This window comes from Synechococcus sp. PCC 6717 (assembly GCF_022698185.1).
Lineage (GTDB): Bacteria > Cyanobacteriota > Cyanobacteriia > Thermosynechococcales > Thermosynechococcaceae > Thermosynechococcus > Thermosynechococcus lividus.
On sequence record NZ_JAKLTV010000003.1, the window covers coordinates 38,545 to 59,098 of the forward strand.

General features: G+C 53.6%; 20 protein-coding genes. 8 read left to right on the plus strand and 12 right to left on the minus strand.

The window, feature by feature from the left end:
* Positions 1-7: 7 nt before the first annotated feature.
* Together plsY and L5470_RS04385 are read left to right on the plus strand one after the other, a co-directional pair.
* Complete coding sequence (gene plsY / locus L5470_RS04380; RefSeq protein ID WP_099798280.1) at positions 8-664, plus strand: glycerol-3-phosphate 1-O-acyltransferase PlsY; 657 nt, start codon at positions 8-10, stop codon at positions 662-664.
* Positions 636-3,395, plus strand: coding sequence for an AAA family ATPase (locus L5470_RS04385; RefSeq protein ID WP_499498390.1), 2,760 nt, complete (start codon positions 636-638; stop codon positions 3,393-3,395). Before plsY ends, L5470_RS04385 begins: the two co-directional genes overlap by 29 nt.
* Here the strand turns inward: L5470_RS04385 and L5470_RS04390 are convergent.
* A complete protein-coding gene (locus L5470_RS04390) occupies positions 3,392-3,529 on the minus strand; it encodes a hypothetical protein (RefSeq protein WP_198406142.1) in 138 nt (45 codons plus the stop codon). The two genes, L5470_RS04385 and L5470_RS04390, sit on opposite strands and share 4 nt — an antisense overlap.
* 378 nt (positions 3,530-3,907) lie before the next feature.
* Here L5470_RS04390 and L5470_RS04395 point away from each other — a divergent pair, with 378 nt between their 5' ends.
* Entirely contained in the window at positions 3,908-4,657 is a 750-nt protein-coding gene (locus L5470_RS04395; RefSeq protein ID WP_099798281.1) for an FHA domain-containing protein, read from the plus strand.
* Between the two features lie 26 nt (positions 4,658-4,683).
* Here L5470_RS04395 and L5470_RS04400 read toward each other — a convergent pair whose 3' ends face one another.
* From L5470_RS04400 to L5470_RS04430, 7 genes are all read right to left on the minus strand, one after another.
* Positions 4,684-5,376, minus strand: a complete 693-nt coding sequence (locus L5470_RS04400) for an ABC transporter ATP-binding protein (protein ID WP_499498393.1) — start codon at positions 5,374-5,376, stop codon at positions 4,684-4,686.
* A gap of 36 nt (positions 5,377-5,412) precedes the next feature.
* Entirely contained in the window at positions 5,413-6,603 is a 1,191-nt protein-coding gene (locus tag L5470_RS04405; RefSeq protein ID WP_099798282.1) for a TRC40/GET3/ArsA family transport-energizing ATPase, read from the minus strand.
* A 186-nt stretch (positions 6,604-6,789) separates the two neighbouring features.
* Positions 6,790-7,350: a 16S rRNA (guanine(966)-N(2))-methyltransferase RsmD gene (gene rsmD, locus L5470_RS04410; protein WP_499498395.1), complete on the minus strand. Its 561-nt coding sequence runs from the start codon at positions 7,348-7,350 to the stop codon at positions 6,790-6,792.
* 172 nt (positions 7,351-7,522) lie between these two features.
* Positions 7,523-8,068 (minus strand): non-heme ferritin, encoded by a 546-nt coding sequence (ftnA, locus tag L5470_RS04415; RefSeq protein ID WP_499498397.1) that lies wholly within the window; start codon positions 8,066-8,068, stop codon positions 7,523-7,525.
* Positions 7,998-8,318 carry a FeoC-like transcriptional regulator gene (locus tag L5470_RS04420; protein ID WP_499498399.1) on the minus strand — a complete coding sequence of 107 codons (321 nt, stop codon included), beginning with the start codon at positions 8,316-8,318 and terminating at the stop codon, positions 7,998-8,000. Before L5470_RS04420 ends, ftnA begins: the two co-directional genes overlap by 71 nt.
* A complete protein-coding gene (feoB, locus tag L5470_RS04425) occupies positions 8,278-10,584 on the minus strand; it encodes a Fe(2+) transporter permease subunit FeoB (protein ID WP_499498401.1) in 2,307 nt (768 codons plus the stop codon). Before feoB ends, L5470_RS04420 begins: the two co-directional genes overlap by 41 nt.
* A gap of 15 nt (positions 10,585-10,599) precedes the next feature.
* Positions 10,600-11,070 carry a FeoA family protein gene (locus tag L5470_RS04430; protein ID WP_448513774.1) on the minus strand — a complete coding sequence of 157 codons (471 nt, stop codon included), beginning with the start codon at positions 11,068-11,070 and terminating at the stop codon, positions 10,600-10,602.
* A gap of 221 nt (positions 11,071-11,291) precedes the next feature.
* On the opposite strand from L5470_RS04430, the gene cofG reads away from it, so the two are divergent.
* Entirely contained in the window at positions 11,292-12,269 is a 978-nt protein-coding gene (gene cofG / locus L5470_RS04435; RefSeq protein ID WP_499498403.1) for a 7,8-didemethyl-8-hydroxy-5-deazariboflavin synthase subunit CofG, read from the plus strand.
* Here cofG and L5470_RS04440 read toward each other — a convergent pair.
* Positions 12,253-13,929: a mechanosensitive ion channel family protein gene (locus L5470_RS04440; protein WP_499498405.1), complete on the minus strand. Its 1,677-nt coding sequence runs from the start codon at positions 13,927-13,929 to the stop codon at positions 12,253-12,255. The two genes, cofG and L5470_RS04440, sit on opposite strands and share 17 nt — an antisense overlap.
* Before the next feature lie 99 nt (positions 13,930-14,028).
* Between L5470_RS04440 and ahcY the strand changes: the two genes are divergently transcribed.
* The 4 genes from ahcY (at position 14,029) to L5470_RS04460 (ending at position 17,782) form a co-directional block, all read left to right on the plus strand.
* On the plus strand, positions 14,029-15,318 hold the full coding sequence (gene ahcY / locus L5470_RS04445; protein WP_499498407.1) for an adenosylhomocysteinase: 1,290 nt from the start codon (positions 14,029-14,031) through the stop codon (positions 15,316-15,318).
* A 117-nt stretch (positions 15,319-15,435) separates the two neighbouring features.
* Positions 15,436-15,996, plus strand: coding sequence for a glutathione S-transferase family protein (locus tag L5470_RS04450; protein ID WP_499498409.1), 561 nt, complete (start codon positions 15,436-15,438; stop codon positions 15,994-15,996).
* On the plus strand, positions 15,993-16,451 hold the full coding sequence (locus L5470_RS04455; RefSeq protein WP_448525949.1) for a DUF3531 family protein: 459 nt from the start codon (positions 15,993-15,995) through the stop codon (positions 16,449-16,451). The genes L5470_RS04450 and L5470_RS04455 overlap by 4 nt, the downstream gene beginning before the upstream one ends.
* Complete coding sequence (locus L5470_RS04460; protein ID WP_499498411.1) at positions 16,442-17,782, plus strand: 16S rRNA (cytosine(967)-C(5))-methyltransferase; 1,341 nt, start codon at positions 16,442-16,444, stop codon at positions 17,780-17,782. Before L5470_RS04455 ends, L5470_RS04460 begins: the two co-directional genes overlap by 10 nt.
* Here L5470_RS04460 and L5470_RS04465 read toward each other — a convergent pair.
* The 3 genes from L5470_RS04465 to lysS all read right to left on the minus strand — a co-directional run bounded on the left by L5470_RS04465 (position 17,742) and on the right by lysS (position 20,423).
* A complete protein-coding gene (locus tag L5470_RS04465; RefSeq protein ID WP_499498413.1) occupies positions 17,742-18,578 on the minus strand; it encodes a CPBP family intramembrane glutamic endopeptidase in 837 nt (278 codons plus the stop codon). The two genes, L5470_RS04460 and L5470_RS04465, sit on opposite strands and share 41 nt — an antisense overlap.
* Complete coding sequence (gene clpS, locus L5470_RS04470; protein WP_499498415.1) at positions 18,562-18,843, minus strand: ATP-dependent Clp protease adapter ClpS; 282 nt, start codon at positions 18,841-18,843, stop codon at positions 18,562-18,564. Before clpS ends, L5470_RS04465 begins: the two co-directional genes overlap by 17 nt.
* 77 nt (positions 18,844-18,920) lie before the next feature.
* On the minus strand, positions 18,921-20,423 hold the full coding sequence (lysS, locus tag L5470_RS04475; protein WP_499498417.1) for a lysine--tRNA ligase: 1,503 nt from the start codon (positions 20,421-20,423) through the stop codon (positions 18,921-18,923).
* Positions 20,424-20,554: the final 131 nt, after the last annotated feature.

The window sequence follows — 20,554 nt, forward strand, 5'->3', positions numbered from 1 at the left end:
GGCACAGGTGAGCACCGCAGTCATCCTTGGGGTTATGGTGCTGACAAGCTATCTACTCGGCTCAATTCCGACAGGCTATTGGGTGGCCAAGCACCTACGCGGTATTGACATTCGCGATCATGGCTCTGGCTCCACAGGCGCCACCAATGTCCTGCGGGTGGTGGGCAAAGGCGCGGGGCTGTTCACCTTTGTTGTTGATGTGCTCAAGGGAACGGTTGCCGTTGTTGCGGCTCGCTGGAGCCTCGCTCAACCCTGGAGTACGGTGCCGCCAGCGTGGGGAGACTACTGCCTGTTGGCGATCGCCCTAGTGGCGGTGGTGGGGCACAGTAAACCTATTTGGCTGGGATGGCGGGGCGGCAAATCCGTTGCCACCAGCTTGGGGGTGCTCTTGGCGCTGAACTGGCCGACAGGATTGGTCACCTTTGGTGTCTTCCTTGTGGTACTTGCCCTGAGTCGCATTGTCTCTCTTGGCTCGATTCTAGCGGCGCTGTCTCTACCCCTTTGGTTTTGGTGGTTTACAGGATCGCTGCCCTTTGTTGGTTTTAGTATTTTAGCGAGTGCCTTTGTTATTTGGCGGCACCAGAGTAATATCCAGCGCCTCATTGCCGGTACCGAGCCACGCCTAGGAGGCCGGAGTGGAAATTCAGCGGCTGACCTTAACTAATTTCAAAACCCATCGCGATCGCACTGTTAACTTTTGCCGCGGGGTGAATGTTATCTGTGGCGAAAATGGGGCGGGCAAAACAAGCCTTTTAGAAGCCATTGCTTGGGTTCTATTTGATGCCACCTCCGGTTATGGGTCTGGCTTTAACAAAGCAATTATTCGCAAGGGCGCAACCCATGCCGAGGCAACGGTTCAGTTTATTTCGGCGGCGGATGGTCGCTCCTATTTGGTTAAACGCAGTACCCGTAGCGGCTATAGCATTTTTGACCCCCAGTTACAGGCGCTGGTGTTGTCGCGGCGGGACGAGGTACAGCAATGGCTCAAGGAACATTTGGGGATCAACAGTGCCTTGCCCCTTAAAGACCTCTTTGAGCAGGTGATCGGCATTCCCCAAGGGATGATGACCGCCGACTTTTTCGGTACAGCCGCTCAGCGCCGCGCAATTTTTGAGCCTATCTTGCAGGTGGATGACTATCGCCGCGCCTACGATGCCGCCTTGGCGCTAGAAAAACACTCCGAAACCCGCCTGCAGCACCTCCGGGAAACTATTGCCCGCCATGAGCAGGCGCTAGCCAGCCGCGAAGACTATACCACCAAGGCGCAAGCCCTAGCCGCAGAATTGGCGCAGGACTACCAACAGCGCGATCGCCTCGCTCAGGTGTGTCACGCCTTGGCCCAGGAACGGGCGCAGCTTGAGGCAGAAGTGGCAGCTCTTGAGCACTTAGCACAGCAACAGCAGCGGCTGCAACACCAACTTGAACAGCAGGAGCAGCTTTGCCGCGATCGCCACCAACAGCTAGCCGCCGCGCAATTGAGTCAAGCGCGCTGCCAAGACTCTCAGGCAACCTACGATCGCTATCGCGAACTGCAACAGGCACTGCGGAGCCTCGAGCGGCAGTTAAAGGAGCAGGGTACCCTTGAGCAGCAGATTGCTGAGTGCGAGCAGCGACAGCAGCGAGCCGCAACCAAACTGGCACACCTTGAAGCCCAACGCCAAGCGATCGCTACGATTGAGTCCCAACTGGCTGCCCTTGCCCCCCAGATTGCGGCGGCGGATGCCCTTGAGCAGGAATTAGCCGTAGTCCACGCCCAACTACGAGCGGCGGAGCAGGCAGCTCAAGAGGCCACCCATCTTGAGGAGCAAATTCAAAGCGCCCAACTCCGCCTTGTTGAACTGGAGCAGCAATTGGCTGCCCTTGATGCCCAACGTCCTCTTGCTGCCACCCTAAACCAGAAACAGCAGGAGCGCGATCGCCTCGCAGCCCAGATAAGCCACCTCAGCGCCGCCCAAGCCTTTGCCGCCACCCTTGCCCCCATCGTTGCAAGCGCCACAACCCAAGCCGCCGCCATCGCTCCTCTAACTCGCCAAGCCATTCATGAACTGACCGCCGCCCAAGACTTTGCCTTGCTCACCCCAGCTGTGACCTTAGGCCTGCAAGCGCTGCAACACCTGCACGCCAACCATCAGCAGTTGCTCAACGACCTTGAAGCACTCCTCAAGCGCCTTGATCCCTCTGAGCAAGACCTGCTGACCCCTCTCCTCGCGCAACTTGACGCGGACATTGCTGCCGCTGCCGCTGCCGAACGCTCACTTCTGCAATGGCACCCCCTTGCCGCTGAAAAAGCACGACTACACGAACACCTGAGTGCCCTTGGCGATCGCCAACGGCAGTTGATCCCTCGCTACAGCCAACTCGCCCAGTTGCAGCGTCAGTACACTAAGCTGAGCACAAAGCTAGAGGCACTGGGGCAACCCCGCGCCCAACAACAGGTTCTCCTAGAGCAACAGCAGTCAGCACCGGACATTGAAACAGCAGTCCAAGAGCTAGTACAACACCAAGCGCAATTGAACAGCGAGCTTGCGCCCCTATACCGTCAACGCCAGTACTATCAAGCCTTAGAGCAGAAGCGCCAAGCCCTGACAGAGGAATTGGCGACCCTAGAGCACGCCTACCAAACCTATCTACAGCACCAACACCAAGCTAGCCAAGTGGCCGCCTACCAAGCGGCGCTTGCAGAGGCACAAGCCACCTATGCCGCCCTCCAAAACACCTGTGCCACCCTAGCGCAGGACTACCAGACCCAAGCCCAGCGCATAGATGTGGATCGCTTAAGGGAGGTCACAGCTCGCCATGAGCAACTCAGCCGCGAGTATCAAACCCTCCTAGGGGCAATTCCCGAAAAGGAGAGACAATATCAGCATTATGCAGACGCCCTCCAGCATCTTGAGGCGGTGGCGCAACAGCTTGCCCGTAGCCGCCAAACCCTCGCTGAGTACCAACAGCGGCACCATTTTATCGTGACGGCGCGGGAAATTTACCGAACCAGTGGCCCCCGCGTTAGCGAGGCGTATCTGCACAGCATTTCCCACGAAGCCGACCGTCTCTTTCGCGAGTTACTCAACCGTCCTGACGTTGCCCTTCGGTGGCTGTCGGACTACGACATTCAAGTGAACGAGGGCGGGCACTGGCGTAGTTTTAGGAGCCTTTCTGGGGGTGAGCAGATGTGCGCTGCCCTTGCGGTACGCCTTGCCCTGCTGCGAATTTTAGCCGCCACAGACGTGGCCTTCTTTGATGAACCCACGACCAATATGGATCACGAGCGCCGTCAGCAGCTAGCAGAAAACCTAGCTAATCTGAGAAGTTTTAGACAGCTATTTGTCATTAGCCATGATGAAACCTTTGCTGCCCTGACCGAACATATTATCCATCTGGAGCGACAAGCTCCCTAAGCGTAAGCCGTATGCAGCGCCCACCAAATCAACACAGCAATAAAGCCAAGAATCAGTACCGCTGAAGCTGCGATCATCACAGGGCTATCTGCCCCTTCAAACTTCATAATGCCGCGATTAAAATCTGTGGCCATAGGAAGACACTCCAAGCACGGTTTAATCTACATCAATTCTAGGCAGCTTTTTGGGTCTTCAGTGGTAGCAGGGGTGACTTGTTACGATTCGTTATGCGTGGCTGTGTTAACACAGAATCTGTGCCAAATCTGGCCAAGTCTTATCTAGCCAAACCTTAAGATTTGACAATTCTTGACATGTTTGTGATCAGCATCACAGCAGTTCTCCGTCAGATCACGCAAAGGTAAAAGTAGATTGACAGCCTAGGCCACTTTTGCAAGCGTCATCAATATTTGCAGCGTTGCGTGACTGAGCGCCTCAGAACGCTCAGGATGACCTCTTCTCATCATCCTGCCATTGGCCGTGGTTGTTTATGGACTCACGGGGGATAGATTAAAATGAACAGCTTGGCACAAGAGCGTCATGTTTTGATTTTGAATATGGTGGGTGGGCGACGCGCGATCGCCCTTGAGGCGGCTGCTTACTCCTTAGGGCGCGACGAAAGCAATGCAATTGTCTTAGACTTTGAGACCGTATCACGACAGCACGCGATTCTGTTGCGGGTGCCTGTGCCGGGTACCACGAACTATCGTTACCGCTTGGTGGATGGCAATGCCAATGGCAAGCCCAGCACGAACGGTACGTTTGTCAATGGCAAACGGATTTCCAGCCATGAACTTCACCATGGGGACGTGATTCTCTTTGGCCGCAAAGCCAAGGCTTCTTACATGATGGTGTCAATGGCGGAGACGGAGTTTAGCCAATACCTCCAGTCCATCGCCTTTCAAAGTATTAAGTCGGATTTGCGCGGTGCCAAGGAAACGTTGGTGGGAATGGAGCTCAGTGGGGAGTTGCGCCGTCCACCCAGCCGTGAATTGGTGGGGGCGGCCAAAACGGCTCTCAGTATTGAAACGGAACCGGTCAAGCCCGCTGCCAAGGATACCTTGGCCAGTGAGGGTGGTGACACCTCTTCCCAAGCGAATAAAGCCACGGTGCACGAACCCCAGTCCCATCATGGGCTGAGGTGGATGATTGGCTTGGGGGCGATCGCCACCGTGGTCGCAGCTATTTTTGTGGGAGCCTACCTGCGCTCACCCGCACCTCAGCAACCTGCTCCAACCCAATCCCCGTCGGTTGCACAGCCATAATCAAGGGTGATTCAGGCTGAGTGACCCTAATCGGTCTGAATACGACCATCTTCAATTTTGGTAATGCGATCGGCAATGGGGATGATTCGGGGATCGTGGGTGACAATCATTACCGTACATCCCTTTTGCTTTGCTAGCTTGTAGAGAATTTTAATGACTTGCTGGCCACTTTGGGAGTCAAGAGACGCAGTCGGTTCATCGGCAAAAATAATTTTTGGATCGCCGGCCAGTGCCCGGGCGATCGCAACTCGCTGCTTTTGCCCGCCTGAGAGGTTTTGCGGTAAGAAGTTGAGGCGATCGCCTAAGCCCACTTCGTCTAAAAGCTTGGCAGCACGCACCTTCGCATCCTTCGTGGCAACCCCCTTCAGGTTGAAGGCAATCTCTACATTTTCTAAAGCGGTTAAGGCTGGAAAAAGATTAAAACTCTGGAAGACAAACCCAATGTTGTTGAGGCGAAACCTCGCTAATTCGTTCTTTTTCATCTGGGTAATGTCTTGCCCTAGAACAAATACTTTGCCGCTAGTGGGGGTCAAAATTCCGGCTAAAATCGAGAGCAGCGTTGTTTTACCGGAGCCGGAAGGCCCCATCAGCAAATGGATATGGCCTGTCTGAATACTGAGATTAATGCCGTGTAACACTGGGGTCAATTGATGCCCCGACTGGTACACCATCGTTAAATCAGTCGTGGCGATCGCCAACGAAGGCACAGAGGAGGTCACAAGTGTAATCTCAGCACATCTCAAAACAGCAGTAGATTATCCACTGACCGCCGCAGTAGCAAAGCGAATTTTCAAGTAGTCTGCCTCCATTTTGGCGCCAACTGGCTGCATGGCGGCTAATCCCTGCGGTAGCACCATATTACGCCGATGGTTACCAATGCGAATACTTAACTCGTCAGCAGTTTTATTCAGTTCGATTTTTTCCTTAGGGATCCCGGGTAAATAGAGTTCGAGGCTGTACTGGCCATCACTGGGCACCACCCGAATTGTTTGCTCTTGGTAATAGACTTGGGCAGGGTCTTCATCGGCGTAGAGCGTTTCCTTAAGACGCTTCAGGGCAGCCAGACCACAGAGTTCCTCGGCAAACAGGGGCACTTCTTTGACCGGTAGGGGTCGGAAATTGTCGTGAATTTCTTGGCGGTACTGCTGCTGCGTCTCTTTCCAGCGGCTAAAAAAGGGATCGCTGACTGTTTCTGGTAAGATGCGGTTAGCGACCACCAAATCTGTGGCCACATTGTACAAGCTCAAGTAAGCATGAGCGCGTAGGGACTCCTTAAGAACCATTTTTTCAGGATTTGTGACCAGCCGTACCGAGGTTTGGGTGTTGTCGGTGAGGACTTTTTCGAGGGCTTCAATTTGTTCATAGAACTCGTAAGGTGCATCCATCACCGCCTGATCCGGTAGCGAAAAGCCCACCAAGGGCTTGAAAATTGGCTCCACAATGGGGCGCAAGGCCACCGACATCCGCTGCAAGGGTTTATAAAAGCGGCGCATATACCAGCCGCTCACCTCAGGCAAACTCAACAGCCGCAGTGCCGTTCCCGTGGGTGCCGAATCAATAATCAGGACATCGTACTGACCCTCGTCATAGTGCCGCTTCATCCGTACGAGGGCAAAAATTTCATCCATCCCCGGCAAGATGGCAAGTTCCTCGGCCTGTATCCCCTCTAGCCCCCGTGCCTGCAACACTTGGGTAATGTAGCGCTTCACCGCTCCCCAGTTATCCTCCAGCTCCATCAAGGCATCTAACTCTGCCCCCCAGAGGTTCTCGGCCACAGGAGCAGGCACATGCCCCAACTCTAGGTCAAAGCTATCGGCTAGGGAGTGAGCCGGATCCGTACTGAGAACAAGGGTTTTGTACCCCAACTCAGCACAGCGTAACCCCGTCGCTGCTGCGACTGAGGTCTTACCAACGCCACCTTTACCCGTCATTAAAATTACGCGCATGAAAAGGCTCTCACCCTAAAACCGCTATTGTGTCTCTTATTTATTGTGACATCTTCCCGACGCTGATCCTACGGGTACAGCACGGGACGTATCACTCCCCGAACCCCTCATTGGTTAAATCTATTACTACAGTGGGTGAGGAACAGACGCATACGAGAACACGCAGCCACCGGGCGATCGCTAGCACTATTGAGGGTTGCCTGCCTGCAGTAGGATCAGCATCGTGCTGCCGTAGGTTTTCAGTCGGTGCTGCTGCCAGCCAATCTGGGCGATCGCCCCTAAATCTGGTGGGTCTTTGGTGCGGCATTCTACCGCTATTTCGCCCCCCACAGCTAAGCGCTGTTGCTGCCAAAGAAGCTCCAACACTGGTAAATAGAGGTTGCTGTTGTAGGGAGGGTCAAAGTAAATGAAGTCAAACTCGGGGAGAGGGAGGTGCTGAAGTTTTTGGCGAACATCCCCACGCAGAATCAAGGTTTGTTGTTCTGGCTGCGCAACGGCGCTCCAATTCTGGCGGATCACTTGGCACGCTGCGGCTGACTGTTCAATGGCCACTACCCACTGTGCACCGCGAATTAGTGCCTCTGCCCCCATCGCTCCGGTTCCGGCACACAAATCTAGCCACCGACAATGTTGAATGCGCCCCTGCCAAATATTAAAAACCGCTTGGCGTACCTTAGCACTAGTGGGGCGAGTGGTGTGACCGGTAATCGTTTTGAGCGATCGCTGACCGGAGATACGTAGGGGCATAAAACCAACGGCAAGCATTCAACGGCAAAATAAAAAGTCTCGGGAGTCTTGCCGTGTTTCGACCCCGAGACTTTTGTTTGCGAATCACTCCTCACTAAGTAAAGACTAACCCACACTTTTGTAGAGGGATAAGCAGCACATGACACTTTTGCAAGCGGCACGTTGCTTTGCCTCACAGTTGGGCTGAGGACGTGACTTTTGATTGAGAGAGTTGGCCAATTTCTTTATCAATGAAGAATAACCCTTGGCCTTCGGTGCCGATCAGCTCAATTTTGTCGAGAATACTCTTAAAGAGGAACTCTTCCTGATGTTGCTCCGCTACATACCACTGCAAAAATTGCAAAGTGGCATAGTCAGGTTCTGTGTTTGCAAGATGAACTAGCTCATTGATTTTATGGGTCACAAATTGTTCGTGCGCATAAACCTTTGTGAACATTTCCTTAAGCGAATTGAATTCGTGTGGTGGGGCTTCCATGCCGCCCAAAATGGCAAGGGCACCCGTTTCATGCATGTAGTTGAGCAACCGCCGCATATGTGCCATTTCTTCGTCAGCATGGGCACTTAAAAAGGTAGCGCAGCCCTCAAGGCTTTTGTAAGCGCACCAGGAACTCATTTGCAGGTATAGATGTGCCGAAGCAATTTCTAGGTTAATTTGCTCGTTCAGGCGATTGATCATTGCAGTTGATAGCATTGGTACTTCTCCACTGGTATAGGTCAAGGTCTGTAGAGTGGCACTGGTGACAGCCACCACAACGGGGAGCCGCTAGTTTTTCCAGCCGTCCTTTGCGAATTAACTGAACTAGGAGAGGCTCTAGGACAGCGGGAGACTTGTCAAAGTGGGTGGCCAACTGCGCCATGGAAACCACGTGATGCTCTTTGATGTAGGACTGTACTTGCAACAACACAATTAAGCCTCCGCTGAAGTGGTCAAACCTCTGTTGAAGGCTGTCGCCGCCAAGGCTGGGCATCGCCCTTGCGTTTGAGAATCCACAGCACCCCCGTCATCACCAGTACCAGCCCCAACAGCCATGACACAGAAAAATACGGATGCTCAGAAAATGTCACCAGTTGGTAGTAGGCGGTGGCCACCCAGTAGGCTAAGCCGGTTGTCCATCCAGCAACAAAGGCAGTCCAGCCCAAGTTGGTTTCGCGATAAACCGCCGCAGTGGCAGAAACGCAGGGGAAGTAGAGCAATACAAACAAGAGGAAGGCAATGGCAGCGGTGGGGCTGTCAAAGCGCTTTGCCATTTGACCAAAGACGGTGTAGTTTACGCCTTGGACGTCTGCGGCAGCTTCTGGGTTGTCTGCCTCTTCTAAGACATTGAATTGCAAGGGGTCAAAAATTTGCCCCGGTAGCTCTGCTAGGTTTTTGGGGATGCTGGCAACCGCTTCTTTGAGGCCACCTAACAGGGAAAAGGGTGGCTCTGGCTCTAGTTCAGTGGCATTAACTATGGCCTCTTGCCGGGCTAGCTCGGTGTAGAGGGCATCCATGGTGCCTACCATCACTTCTTTGGCAAAAACACCGGTAAAGAGTCCTACCGTTGCTGGCCAGTTCTCTTGTTGGATGCCCATGGGGCTAAAAACTGGCGTAATTTGCCGACTAAAGGCACTCAGAATCGAATTGCTGCTATCTTGCTGACCAAAACTGCCATCGATGCCTACGGAGTTGAGCAGCCCCAAAATTACAACTAGCGCTACAATCATCTTGCCCGCCCGAGTAATAAAGACTTTCAGGCGATCCCACGCCCGCAGTAGTACACCTTTGAGGGTCGGCAAGTGGTAAGGGGGTAGCTCCATCACAAACGGGGCAATGTCTCCTTGGAAAAGGGTGTGCTTCATAACAACGCCAGTAAACATGGCGGCAGCCATACCAAACACGTAAAGTAGAAAGACGAGATTCTGGCCGTTACGGGGAAAGAAAGCAGCCACAAAAAGGGCATAAACTGGCAAGCGCGCCCCACAGGACATAAACGGATTCATCATAATGGTCATGAGGCGATCGCGTCGGTTTTCTAGGGTACGGGTGGCCATAATCCCAGGGATATTGCAGCCAAAGGAGACCATCATGGGTACAAAGGACTTCCCTGGCAACCCCAAAATGCGCATCAGCCGATCCATCACAAAAGCACCCCGCGCGAGATAGCCGGAGTCCTCCAAAAAGGTGAGGAAAATAAACAGCAAGCCAATTTGGGGAATAAAGGTAGAAGTTGTCTGAATGCCGCCACCAATCCCATCGGCAATTAGCCCAATGAGCCACCCAGGGGCACGTAGATCTTGCAGGATTTGGGCTGGCCAGCCGACAACTAAGGTGCCGACGGCAGTATCAAAAAAGTCAATGAATGCACCGCCGACATTGATCGCTACCAGAAAGACGAGATACATCACAACTAAAAAGATGGGAATTCCCAGCCAGCGATTGAGCACAATTTGGTCGATGCGATCGGAAACGCTGGTGTAAGAGCGCTTGCTTTTTGTGTAAACGCTCGTTAGCAGCTGTTCAATCCATCTGTAGCGACTGTCGGCAATGAGTAAATCAATATCTTCCCCAAGGGTTTGGTGGATGTTGCGCCGCCACTCCCGTAAGCGTGGTACTTGATCTTCAGGAACTGCCTCCGTGTATTGGAGCCACGCTAAGGCTTGGCCACGATGGCTAATTCCCTGTGCCAATAAATCGGCGATCGCCTCCTCAATGACCGCAGGGTGAGGTGGATAGGCCTGTGGCCTAGGAGGCTGACAGGCTGCTGAGCGAATGGCTGTGCGCAATGTGGTAAACTGGCGTTTCTCCTTGGCACAAAACGGCAAAACAGGCACCCCCAAGCGCTCTGCAAGAGCAGCAGGATCAATAATTCCCCCCTGCGCCGTCGCCACATCCATCATATTGAGCACCAAAATCAGGGGTACCCCCATATCCAGAAGTTGGCTAGTGAGGTACAAATTCCGCTCTAAGTTGCTTGCATCTAAGATATTCACCACCAAGGTGTAGTGATCCTGAAGCAGGAAATCCCGTGCCACCCGCTCGTCGAGACTACTGCCGCCCTCAGAGGCATCTAGGGTATAGATCCCCGGCAAGTCAACCACCTCAACGATCAAATCCCCATCGCGATATTGCCCATCTTTACGCTCTACCGTCACCCCTGGCCAGTTCCCCACCCGTTGGTTTGCGCCCGTCAGGCCGTTAAAAACCGTTGTCTTGCCGCAGTTAGGGTTACCGATCAGAGCAATGGTGATTTTCATAGCACTGTCTCTATCCTAAATCTCACACACTTGGAGTGCATCGGCTTCCTCTTTACGGAGGCTCAGATGAAATTGCCGCACCCGAATATCGGTTGGATCTCCCAAAGGTGCATGGCGGACAATCTCAAGCTCAGTGCCCGGCGTTAATCCCATTGAGAGTAGTTTGCGTTTGTAAAATGTGGCGGTTGGGGCATAGCCCACCACCCGCAGGCGTGCACCCACAGGGGCAGTGCGTAAACTGATGTGCCCCGATTCACCCCGAAGCGGTGAAACAACGACAGATTGAGCCAGTTCGCAGTTCAAGCAGAACCGCTGCTGATCTAAAGAAATGATCGCTGAGCCTTGGGGTGTTCGCTGTACAACAGAGACGATAGCTCCCGGTGTTAAGCCCATACCAAACAGTTGCTGCGGATTGTCACAGGTCAATTCGACAATGCGGTAGCGATCGCCCACCTGTGCGTCTGCCAGCGTCATCTTGCTAGCCATTGGTTCTCTTTTGCGGGGCGCATCGCCGATGTAGATAAAAGGTTGCCAATTTGATGCTGACATCTTGCATTTGTGAGATGTGTGCGAGGAACTTATTGATTATTTTTCTCAGTATATTGATCACCTTGCTCAACGACAACCCGTTTAACGAAGATTTCATTATCGTGGAGATTACTCTACTCGTTAAGCTACAGTCACGTCCAAACCAGTGAACTGGTGCTATGCCCTACTCTTGGATTACCTATAGTCCTGCGTTTACCCTTGTGCCTACCTATGAATGTTTTAATCGTTGCACCTACTGCAACTTTCGCCGTGATATTGGTACGAGCGGCTGGTTGAGTCTGGCGGCAGCGGCGGATCAGTTGGCGCGCTTGAGTCCGCATCACGTCTGTGAAATCCTCATTCTCAGTGGCGAAGTTGCCCCCAATAGTCCACAGCGCAGCAAGTGGGTGCAGCATCTTTACGATTTAGCTGCGCTGGCGCTGGACTATGGCTTTTTGCCCCATACCAATGCCGGGCCTTTAACTCGTGCGGAAATGGGCTATCTAAAGCAAGTGAATGTCTCCATGGGGTTAATGTTGGAGCAACTCACCCCCAAACTACTGCAAACGGTGCATCGCCACGCTCCTAGTAAGGTTCCTGAATTGCGCTATGCCCAACTAGAGCAGGCGGGGGAGCTTGGCATTCCCTTTACAACAGGCGTACTGCTGGGCATTGGTGAAGATCCTGAGGATTCGCAGGACTCCCTTGCTGCGATTGCTAAGTGTCATCAGCGCTGGGGTCACATTCAAGAGGTGATTTTGCAGCCCCATCGCCCTGGCCAGCAGCAGCAGGAGGCCTTGCCCTCCTTTGATGTCGCTCAACTACCGCAGGTGGTTCAATGGGCGCGATCGCTCCTGCCTGAGGATATTACCCTGCAAATTCCTGCCAACTTAGTCACCCATCCTGAGGTGTTGCGAGCCTGTTTAGCATTTGGTGCACGGGATTTAGGGGGGATTGTCCCCCTTGATCATGTGAATCCAGACTATCCCCACAGGGATTTAGGGGCGCTCAAAGCACAGCTTCGGGGATGGGGCTGGCAGCTAGTTCCGCGCTTACCGATTTACCCCCAATATATTCCTTGGCTTTCACCCGATCTCCAAGCACGGGTGAGAGAGGCACAAGAGCGATTCGACCTCTCACCTACTTTGGTAGGGTGACCCGAAAGCCCGGGGGCTGGTAGTCATCCCCAAGGTAATTGCTGGGCATGGTACTGGTGTTGCCATCCCGTAGGGCTAAATAGCTGGGGGACATAATCTCGATTCCCGCTTCGTTACAGGCATCTTGCAAGTGTTCGTGGAGTTCTGAGAGGATCCACGGCACCCGCGGCCAATCTTGGGTATAGACGTTGAGTTGATAGCTGATGTGAAAGTCGTTGAGGGCGGTTTGCCAGACAAAGGGAGCCGGATCAGCTAAAATACCAGTGGTGCGCCGCCCCGCCTCAATCATCGCCGCATAGACATCGCGCCAGGGAACATCATAGCCAAGGGTAATGGTGGTTTGCAAAATCAAGGGGCGGTCTAGCTCGCGAATGGCTACGGATAGGTTGGTGACGTTGCTATTGAGCAGCGAGGAGTTGGGAATCGTAACAACTTGGTTGTTGGGGCGACAGACACGGGTCACGAGCAAGGTTTTTTGGATAACAATTCCTTGAACATCGCCAATTTGAATCAGGTCTCCCTGCTGGAAGGCGCGAGTGTAAATGAGGATCACGCCCCCGACCACGTTGGCGATCGCCGAGGTGGAACCCAACGAAAATAGAATCCCTAAGAAGACAGAAATGCCCCGAAATGCCGGAGAGTCGAACCCCGGCAAGTAGGGGAACACCACCACCGCCGCCATGGCCACAATTAAAATCAGCAGCAGGTTATAGGTAGGTTTCGCCCAGTCGGTATAAAACCCAGGAATGACCAAGCGGTCTGTTTCAATGGCGTAGAAAATGGCGCGAACGCCCTTGAGGATGTAATAGGTGATGGTAATAATGACGGCGATCGCTACCAAATTTGGCAAATAGTTACCAATCCCGGTGAATACCAGTTCCAGAGAAAACAGAAAATGATTGAGAAAATTTTGGCCAAAGGCACGGGTCCACGGAAATAAGTTAAAAACAAACGTTAAATAAACGTAGAGAATAAACAATAACAAAAAAAGCCGTGTGAATTGGAGAGCGCGCAGCAGCCATGTTTGAATCGCTTCTGTAGAAATAATTTCAAAATTTTGCAGCCGCAGGGTCGGGATGCGCTGCGCCCCCCAGCGAGTGATGGGCTGAAAGATCTTTGCCGATACGCGAATAATCACTGAGCACACAATCAGTGTGAGAAGGGTTGAGAGCACGGCATACACGATGTTTTGCAGCAGGCGTTGCGGCGCTCGATCCTGACGGTACTGCCCAATGACCTCCCGGATGCGCTGGGCCAGCTCTGCCGCCGCCGCCTCTTGGCTAATTAAGCGCTCGCCAGCATCGTCAGCCGTTACCGTTAACAGCGGGCGATCGCCTTGGACAACGGCCACCTCGCGGCGATCGCCAATTTTTTTAATCGTGATGCTCTCTACGGGAATCTCATCCTGCTCTGCCACCTGCAAAATTCGCCTGCGGATTGCTTCTGCCCGCTCTTGGGCACTAAAAGACCCCAGACCATGGCGAACCTCAACAATGACCTCGCCATCAATCGTCACCGGATAGCCTTCCGCCTCAGGAGATGGTGCCGTGGTCGTTGCAGTGGGTTGGGCAATACTTGGTAACTGTGCCTGAGCGACCACTAGGACAAGGGCAAGACACAGACACAGCAAAAAATTCAGGGACAGCAGACGCTTGGCCATAGACATTCTAGGTTGAGGCTCGGTTGAGGGACTATCCACCTATGATGCACAACTGTTGCGTATAATGAGTAGCCGTAACCTTTCTTAAGGCATTGCAGCATGGTCTCTTCCGCGGTCAATCCTGACACTACCGTTCGTCACGACGTTAAAGATTTGAGCTTAGCCCCCTTGGGGCAACAACGGATTGAGTGGGCTGGACGGGAGATGCCAGTGCTGCGGCAAATTCGCAATCGCTTTGCCCAAGAGCAGCCCCTCGCTGGCATTCGCTTGGCCGCTTGTTGCCACGTCACCACCGAAACCGCTAACTTGGCGATCGCCCTCAAAGCCGGTGGTGCCGACGCAGTCCTGATTGCCAGCAACCCCCTGTCCACCCAGGATGATGTTGCTGCTAGTTTAGTGACTCACTACGGCATTCCCGTATTTGCCAAAAAGGGGGAAGACACAGACACCTACCGACGCCACGTCAACATTGCCTTGGATCACAAACCCAACATCATTATTGATGATGGCTGTGATGTGGTCGCAACCCTTGTCAAAGAACGGCAGTCGCAGCTAGCGGATATTATTGGCACCACCGAAGAAACCACCACTGGTATTGTCCGCCTCAAAGCCATGTTTCGCGATGGGGTACTGACCTTTCCCGCCATTAACGTCAACGATGCCGACACCAAGCACTTCTTTGACAACCGCTATGGCACCGGCCAGTCCACCCTCGATGGCATTATTCGGGCAACCAATATTCTGCTGGCTGGCAAAACCATCGTCGTCGCCGGTTACGGCTGGKGTGGCAAGGGAACTGCACTGCGGGCACGGGGGATGGGTGCCAATGTGATCGTGACCGAAATTGATCCGGTTCGTGCCATTGAAGCGGTCATGGATGGATTCCGGGTGATGCCCATGCTGGAAGCCGCTCCCCAAGGCGATATTTTCATCACCGTGACGGGGAATAAACACGTGATCCGCGCTGAGCACTTTGCGGTAATGAAGGATGGGGCGATGGTGGCCAACTCCGGTCACTTCGATATTGAAATTGATCTGGCAACCCTCAAAACCTTGGCTAAAGAGGTGCGGGTTGTCCGCAATTTTACCGAAGAGTACGTGCTCCCCAGTGGCAAATCCATCATTGTTTTGGGGGAAGGGCGGCTTATTAACCTAGCGGCGGCAGAAGGCCACCCCGCCAGTGTCATGGATATGAGCTTTGCCAACCAAGCCCTTGGCTGTGAGTACTTAGTAAAACATCAAGGGCAGCTTGCGGCCGGGATTCACGCCATTCCTACGGAAGTGGATCAAGAAATTGCCCGCCTTAAACTGCAGGCCATGGGAATTACGATGGATACGCTGACCCCTGAGCAGATTGAGTATATGAACTCTTGGACCACTGGTACCTAGAGGTTACCTGCAGACCCAATAGTTCGCTGAGTCCTTCGCGCTCTCATCAATAGGGATGCAGATCGCCGATAATAGCAATCAGCTGCTTCCGTTGCAATGAGTTGACACCAATCGCCTATGCTAAAGCTCTATGGTGGTGCTAAGTCCCGCGCTTCAATTGTGCGCTGGTATCTAGAAGAAATTGGCCTCCCCTATGAATTTGTGCTGCTGGATCTGCAAGCAGGGGAGCATCGCCAGCCTGAGTTCCTGAAACTAAACCCAATGGGTAAAGTGCCCGTCATTGTGGATGGGGATCTGGTGCTGTGGGAATCGGGAGCTATTTTGCTATACCTCGCCCAAACCCACGGTCAACTGCCGTCGGATGCCGCAACGGCGGCTAAGGTCTATCAGTGGGTTCTGTTTGCCAACTCTACCCTCTCTCAGGCCATGTTTCCGCCGGAAAATCGCGATCGCCAACTCCCTAGCCTCTTAGCTGGGTTAGACGCAACACTGCAGGGGAACACGTATATTTTGGGAGCTGACTTTTCCGTTGCCGATGTGGCTCTAGGGTCAATCTTGGCCTACTTACAAATGCTCTTTCAGGTTGATTTGAGTCCTTATCCTGCGGTTGAAGGCTACACAGAGCGCTTACGCAGCCGCCCTGCGTTTCAGAAAGGCCTCTTGGGAGCAAGTGCATGAATGTGATCTTTCAGGAAATTGATCCCTTTGATCTGTGGATTTGGGTCGAGTTTGTTGACCCTCCCACCACCATTGAGCAGCAATACCTTGAAGAAGTCTTTAATTCATGGTTTTTTTTAGGAAAGTTGGGCGGCTTCAATGCCGAGAACCTGCAAGTCCAGGAAACAGGGTTAGACCTCAGCTACCTTGAGTACAATCCCCTGCAAGCGGATAGCTCTCTTATGGCGGTAATGCACAATATGGGAGAGTTTGAGTACAATGGGCGTTGGGCGCGCTGCTGGTTTGATCTGGGCACCAGTGATGCCCTAGCTCTAGATATTCTCATTAATGCCCTGAGTCAGTTTAGTGAGGACTATGTGGCCATTGCCAATTTAGTGATTGGTGGTGATCATCCAGAATGGCCGATCGCCAGTAGTGAACAGCGAGAGGCGATCCAACAGTCGGCGTGGAACTAATTGCCCGTCATCTTGCCTTCAACGCACTCGATGCCATTGCCAAGGGGGCCTATGCCGATGTGACCTTAGACAGGGTATTGCATACCTGCGATCTACAGGCCAGCGATCGCGCCCTTGTCACCGAGTTAGTCTATGGAACGGTACGGCGGCAGCGCACCTTAGATACCCTCATTGCGGGCTTTTGTCGTCAAGCGCCTCCCCTGCGCCTGCAATTAATTCTGCGCCTAGGCCTCTATCAACTGCGGTACCTCGATCACATTCCAGCCCACGCAGCGGTGGATACCAGTGTGCGTCTGGCAAAGGTGGTGGGCTTGGGCGGGTTGGCCGCGCTGGTGAATGGGGTGCTGCGCCGCTATCTGCGTGCTGAGGGTGATCCGCTCACGTCGATGATTGCAGGGTTGCCCCACGTCTCACAACTGGGCTGTTACTATAGTTTCCCCGATGAGCTGATTGAAGGCTGGTTAGACCTAGTGGGACTTGAGGAGTGCCAAGCGCTCTGCGACTGGTTTAACCGCCCGCCCCGCCTCGATTTACGGCTCAATCCCCTACGGGGCGATCGCCAGCATTTAATCCAGTTATTTGCTGAGGCGGGCTATGACCTGAGGGCTATTCCCACGCTACCCCAAGGGCTGACGCTGAACCACTGTGGCGCACCCATGGCGACATTGCCCTACTTTGAGGCGGGGKATTGGTCGGTTCAAGATCGCGCAGCGCAGTGGGTGGCACATTTGTTGGATCCCCAGCCTGGGGAGGTTGTCATTGATGCCTGTGCTGCTCCGGGGGGTAAAACAACCCATATCGCTGAGCTAATGCGCAATCAAGGCCGGGTGATTGCCTGCGATCGCACCCCCAGCCGCCTGCGCAGACTGCGTCAAAATCGCGATCGCCTTGGTTTAAGCTGTATTGAGATTCACACCGTCGATAGTGCCACGGCTCCAGACTTCAGGGGCGTAGGCGATCGCGTGCTGCTGGATGTTCCCTGCTCTGGCACCGGAACGCTGCACCGCCATGCCGATGCCCGCTGGCACCCCTTAGGCAAACGATTAGCCAGCCTTGTTCCCCTGCAAGCCCAACTCCTCAGCAATGTCTGCCAGTGGGTCAAACCGAACGGTGTGCTGGTGTATGCCACCTGTAGCTTAGAGCCGGCGGAAAATGAAGCCCAGATTCAGCACTTCCTGCGCCTGCACCCCCAGTGGCGCATCGATCCTCCCTTTGCCCCCCTAGATCAATGGGCGGATCCCCAAGGGTGGATCACCGTCTGGCCGCAGCGTCAAGACATGGATGGTTTTTTTATGGTGCGGTTGCGGCGCGATAACCAAGGAGAAGCGTGACAATCCCTAATAGGCTCACCCCCATAACACCGGCGATCGGATTACCACCAATACCCGTCAGCCACTCTGGCGCAACCCCAGTATAGGTAACCAACTCCCCCMCCTTGACCCCAAAATAGGCCCAGACCAMCCCGCCGTGGAACCCCATGGGAAAGCCCAAGCGGCGGCCAAAGACCCATTTTCCCAAACCTAAACTTAAACCCAATATCACTAAACCAAAAAAGCGTGGCCAGGTGGCGCGAATCACCTCCGGTGGGTGAAGATAGTGCAGCACCGCAAAGATCAAACCATTGAGGCCGAGGGCAAACCAAGGCTGATACTCTAGCTCTAGCTCCTGTAAGAGCCACCCTCGAAACAGCAACTCTTCGGCAAAACCCACACCAATTCCGGTAGCCAAGCCCTCCACTAGCAATAGCCCAAAGCGATCCGGCGTGCCGTGCCACTGCACCCAGCCCAACTGCCCTTCAACGAAGAACAACAGCACTACCAACCCCACAGCCAACAGCCATCCTACAAGGGCATCGCGGCCAAATAGCCAGCCCCCCTGCAACCCATAGAACCCTAGGGGCGATCGCTGCTGGTGAACTCGCTGCCCCCAAACCCGCAGCAAAGCGATAAAAATGAGGTACAGCAGCCCCATATTGACAAAGCTAGCAGTGCCACCGTCCCCCCACAGAAAAAAAATGCTCAGGCCAATGGGTAGCCAAAGCAAAACCAGTGTTACGGCAAAACTCAACAGACGAACCCAGAGCGGGCGGCGGATCATCTGCCGCCAAGCATTATTCAGTCGGTTCAATGGTGCTCGTCAATCCTGCCATTTTCAGGCCTTCACAATAGAATTCAGCGTGCTCAAGGGCACAGGTAATGACCAAAGCAACCCCAGTCATGTGAGCCTCCATCATAATGTTCACCGCCTGTGGTTGTGTCAAACTGGGCACCGTTTTCAGCAACACCTCGACAACGTACTCCATCGAGTTCACATCATCATTGTGCAGCAGCACACGATAGCGGGGTGCCAACTTACGAACGGTTGCTGGTTTTTCAATGGTTTGCACTGACATTGTTCGCCATGCCTCCATTCTGGGTGGGCATCAATCGGTAAATATGCTTAAGATTTTAGCAAATCTTGCCCAGCCGTCTATTCAGGGCGCAATAACGGAAAGGCAATCACATCGCGGATACTGGGGGAGTCGGTTAGCAGCATCACCAATCGATCAATGCCAATCCCTAACCCACCGGTGGGTGGCATACCGTGCTCTAAAGCCGTTAAAAAGTCGTCATCCACGCTGTGGGCTTCGAGATCCCCTGCCGCTTTCCGTGCCGCTTGCGCCTCCAGCCGTTGCCGTTGATCTAGCGGATCCGTCAGCTCAGAAAAGCTGTTGGCGTGCTCACGTCCCACAATAAACAGTTCAAACCGCTCCACTAGCCCCGGTTTATGGCGATGGGGTTTGGCTAAGGGGGAAATTTCCACGGGATAGTCAAGGACAAAGGTGGGCTGAATTAAGGTGGGTTCAACAGCTTGCTCAAACACTTCGTTCAGCACACGGCCAATGGTATCGCACCTGTCAAGATCGCTGACTCCCACCTGCTGGGCGGCGGCTTTGGCCTGCTCCAGTTCGCCAAACTGCTGAAAATCTACCCCTGTAACCTTTGCCACGATCTCGTGCATCGTCACCCGCTGCCAAGGAGGGGTCAGGTCAATGGTCTCTCCTTGATAGTTTAGGATGAGGGTGCCAAGAACCTGCTGAGCCGCAGTAGTAATAATGGCTTCAGTTAAGGCCATCATGTCGGTGTAGTCGGCGTAGGCTTGATATACCTCAATCGAGGTAAATTCAGGATTATGCTTTGTGGAAATCCCTTCATTGCGAAAGATGCGCCCTAGTTCAAAGACCTTTTCAAACCCTCCCACGATCAACCGCTTAAGATGAAGCTCTGTGGCAATCCGCAGGTACAGCGGCATCTCTAAGGTGTTGTGATAGGTGATGAAAGGGCGGGCTTCGGCCCCTCCTGCCTCTGCTTGGAGGACAGGGGTTTCAATTTCAATAAACCCTTGCTCGTTCAGATACTGGCGGATGGCAGCCGTGATCAGGGCGCGTTTGCGAAAGGTGTCTCGCACATGGGGATTGACAATTAAATCGACATAGCGCTGCCGATAGCGTTTTTCAACATCCGTGAGGCCATGCCATTTGTCAGGCAGGGGCAACAATGCTTTGGTCAGGAGGCTGTAGTCCTCAACCACCACCGATAGCTCCCCTTTTTCTGTGCGTTTGAGGGTGCCCACCGCACCGAGAATGTCGCCAACGTCGGTGAGCTGTTTAAGATCTGAGAAGGCGGTCTCTCCCATAGCAGTACTGATGGTCTGCTTGTCGAGGTAAAGCTGAATGGTGCCACTCTCATCTTGGAGGGTAAAAAACGCCAGCTTACCAAACACCCGCCGTGCCATGATGCGGCCTGCCACACTGACGCGATCGCCCACGGCATCCCCTGCGGTGAGATTGGCGTATTTTTTTTGGAGCATAGCTGCCGTATGGGTGCGCTCCCAGCGATAGGCGTAGGGGTTCATCCCCCGCTGCTGGAGTGTGGCAGCTTTTTCAATTCGCGTTGCCCGAATTTCTGCCCCCGTTGCCCCTACCTCAGCCATACCTTTAACAATTCTCCACGATTAGCAAACCTTAACCTTATCATTGTACGCTCTGAGAAAAATCAGAACCGGTCAGCACAGGGGATCGAGTACAGTGGATGCTAGTGCAACAGAAGAACTGGAACAGACTA

Excerpts from the sequence above, each read along its gene's own strand:
- L5470_RS04390 (WP_198406142.1), bottom strand. The coding sequence starts at position 3,529 with ATGGCCACAGATTTTAATCGCGGCATTATGAAGTTTGAAGGGGCAGAT.
- L5470_RS04395 (WP_099798281.1), top strand. The coding sequence starts at position 3,908 with ATGAACAGCTTGGCACAAGAGCGTCATGTTTTGATTTTGAATATGGTG.
- L5470_RS04405 (WP_099798282.1), bottom strand. The coding sequence starts at position 6,603 with ATGCGCGTAATTTTAATGACGGGTAAAGGTGGCGTTGGTAAGACCTCA.
- rsmD (WP_499498395.1), bottom strand. The coding sequence starts at position 7,350 with ATGCCCCTACGTATCTCCGGTCAGCGATCGCTCAAAACGATTACCGGT.
- L5470_RS04420 (WP_499498399.1), bottom strand. The coding sequence starts at position 8,318 with ATGCCCAGCCTTGGCGGCGACAGCCTTCAACAGAGGTTTGACCACTTC.
- feoB (WP_499498401.1), bottom strand. The coding sequence starts at position 10,584 with ATGAAAATCACCATTGCTCTGATCGGTAACCCTAACTGCGGCAAGACA.
- L5470_RS04430 (WP_448513774.1), bottom strand. The coding sequence starts at position 11,070 with ATGGCTAGCAAGATGACGCTGGCAGACGCACAGGTGGGCGATCGCTAC.
- cofG (WP_499498403.1), top strand. The coding sequence starts at position 11,292 with ATGCCCTACTCTTGGATTACCTATAGTCCTGCGTTTACCCTTGTGCCT.
- L5470_RS04440 (WP_499498405.1), bottom strand. The coding sequence starts at position 13,929 with ATGGCCAAGCGTCTGCTGTCCCTGAATTTTTTGCTGTGTCTGTGTCTT.
- L5470_RS04450 (WP_499498409.1), top strand. The coding sequence starts at position 15,436 with ATGCTAAAGCTCTATGGTGGTGCTAAGTCCCGCGCTTCAATTGTGCGC.
- L5470_RS04455 (WP_448525949.1), top strand. The coding sequence starts at position 15,993 with ATGAATGTGATCTTTCAGGAAATTGATCCCTTTGATCTGTGGATTTGG.
- clpS (WP_499498415.1), bottom strand. The coding sequence starts at position 18,843 with ATGTCAGTGCAAACCATTGAAAAACCAGCAACCGTTCGTAAGTTGGCA.
- lysS (WP_499498417.1), bottom strand. The coding sequence starts at position 20,423 with ATGGCTGAGGTAGGGGCAACGGGGGCAGAAATTCGGGCAACGCGAATT.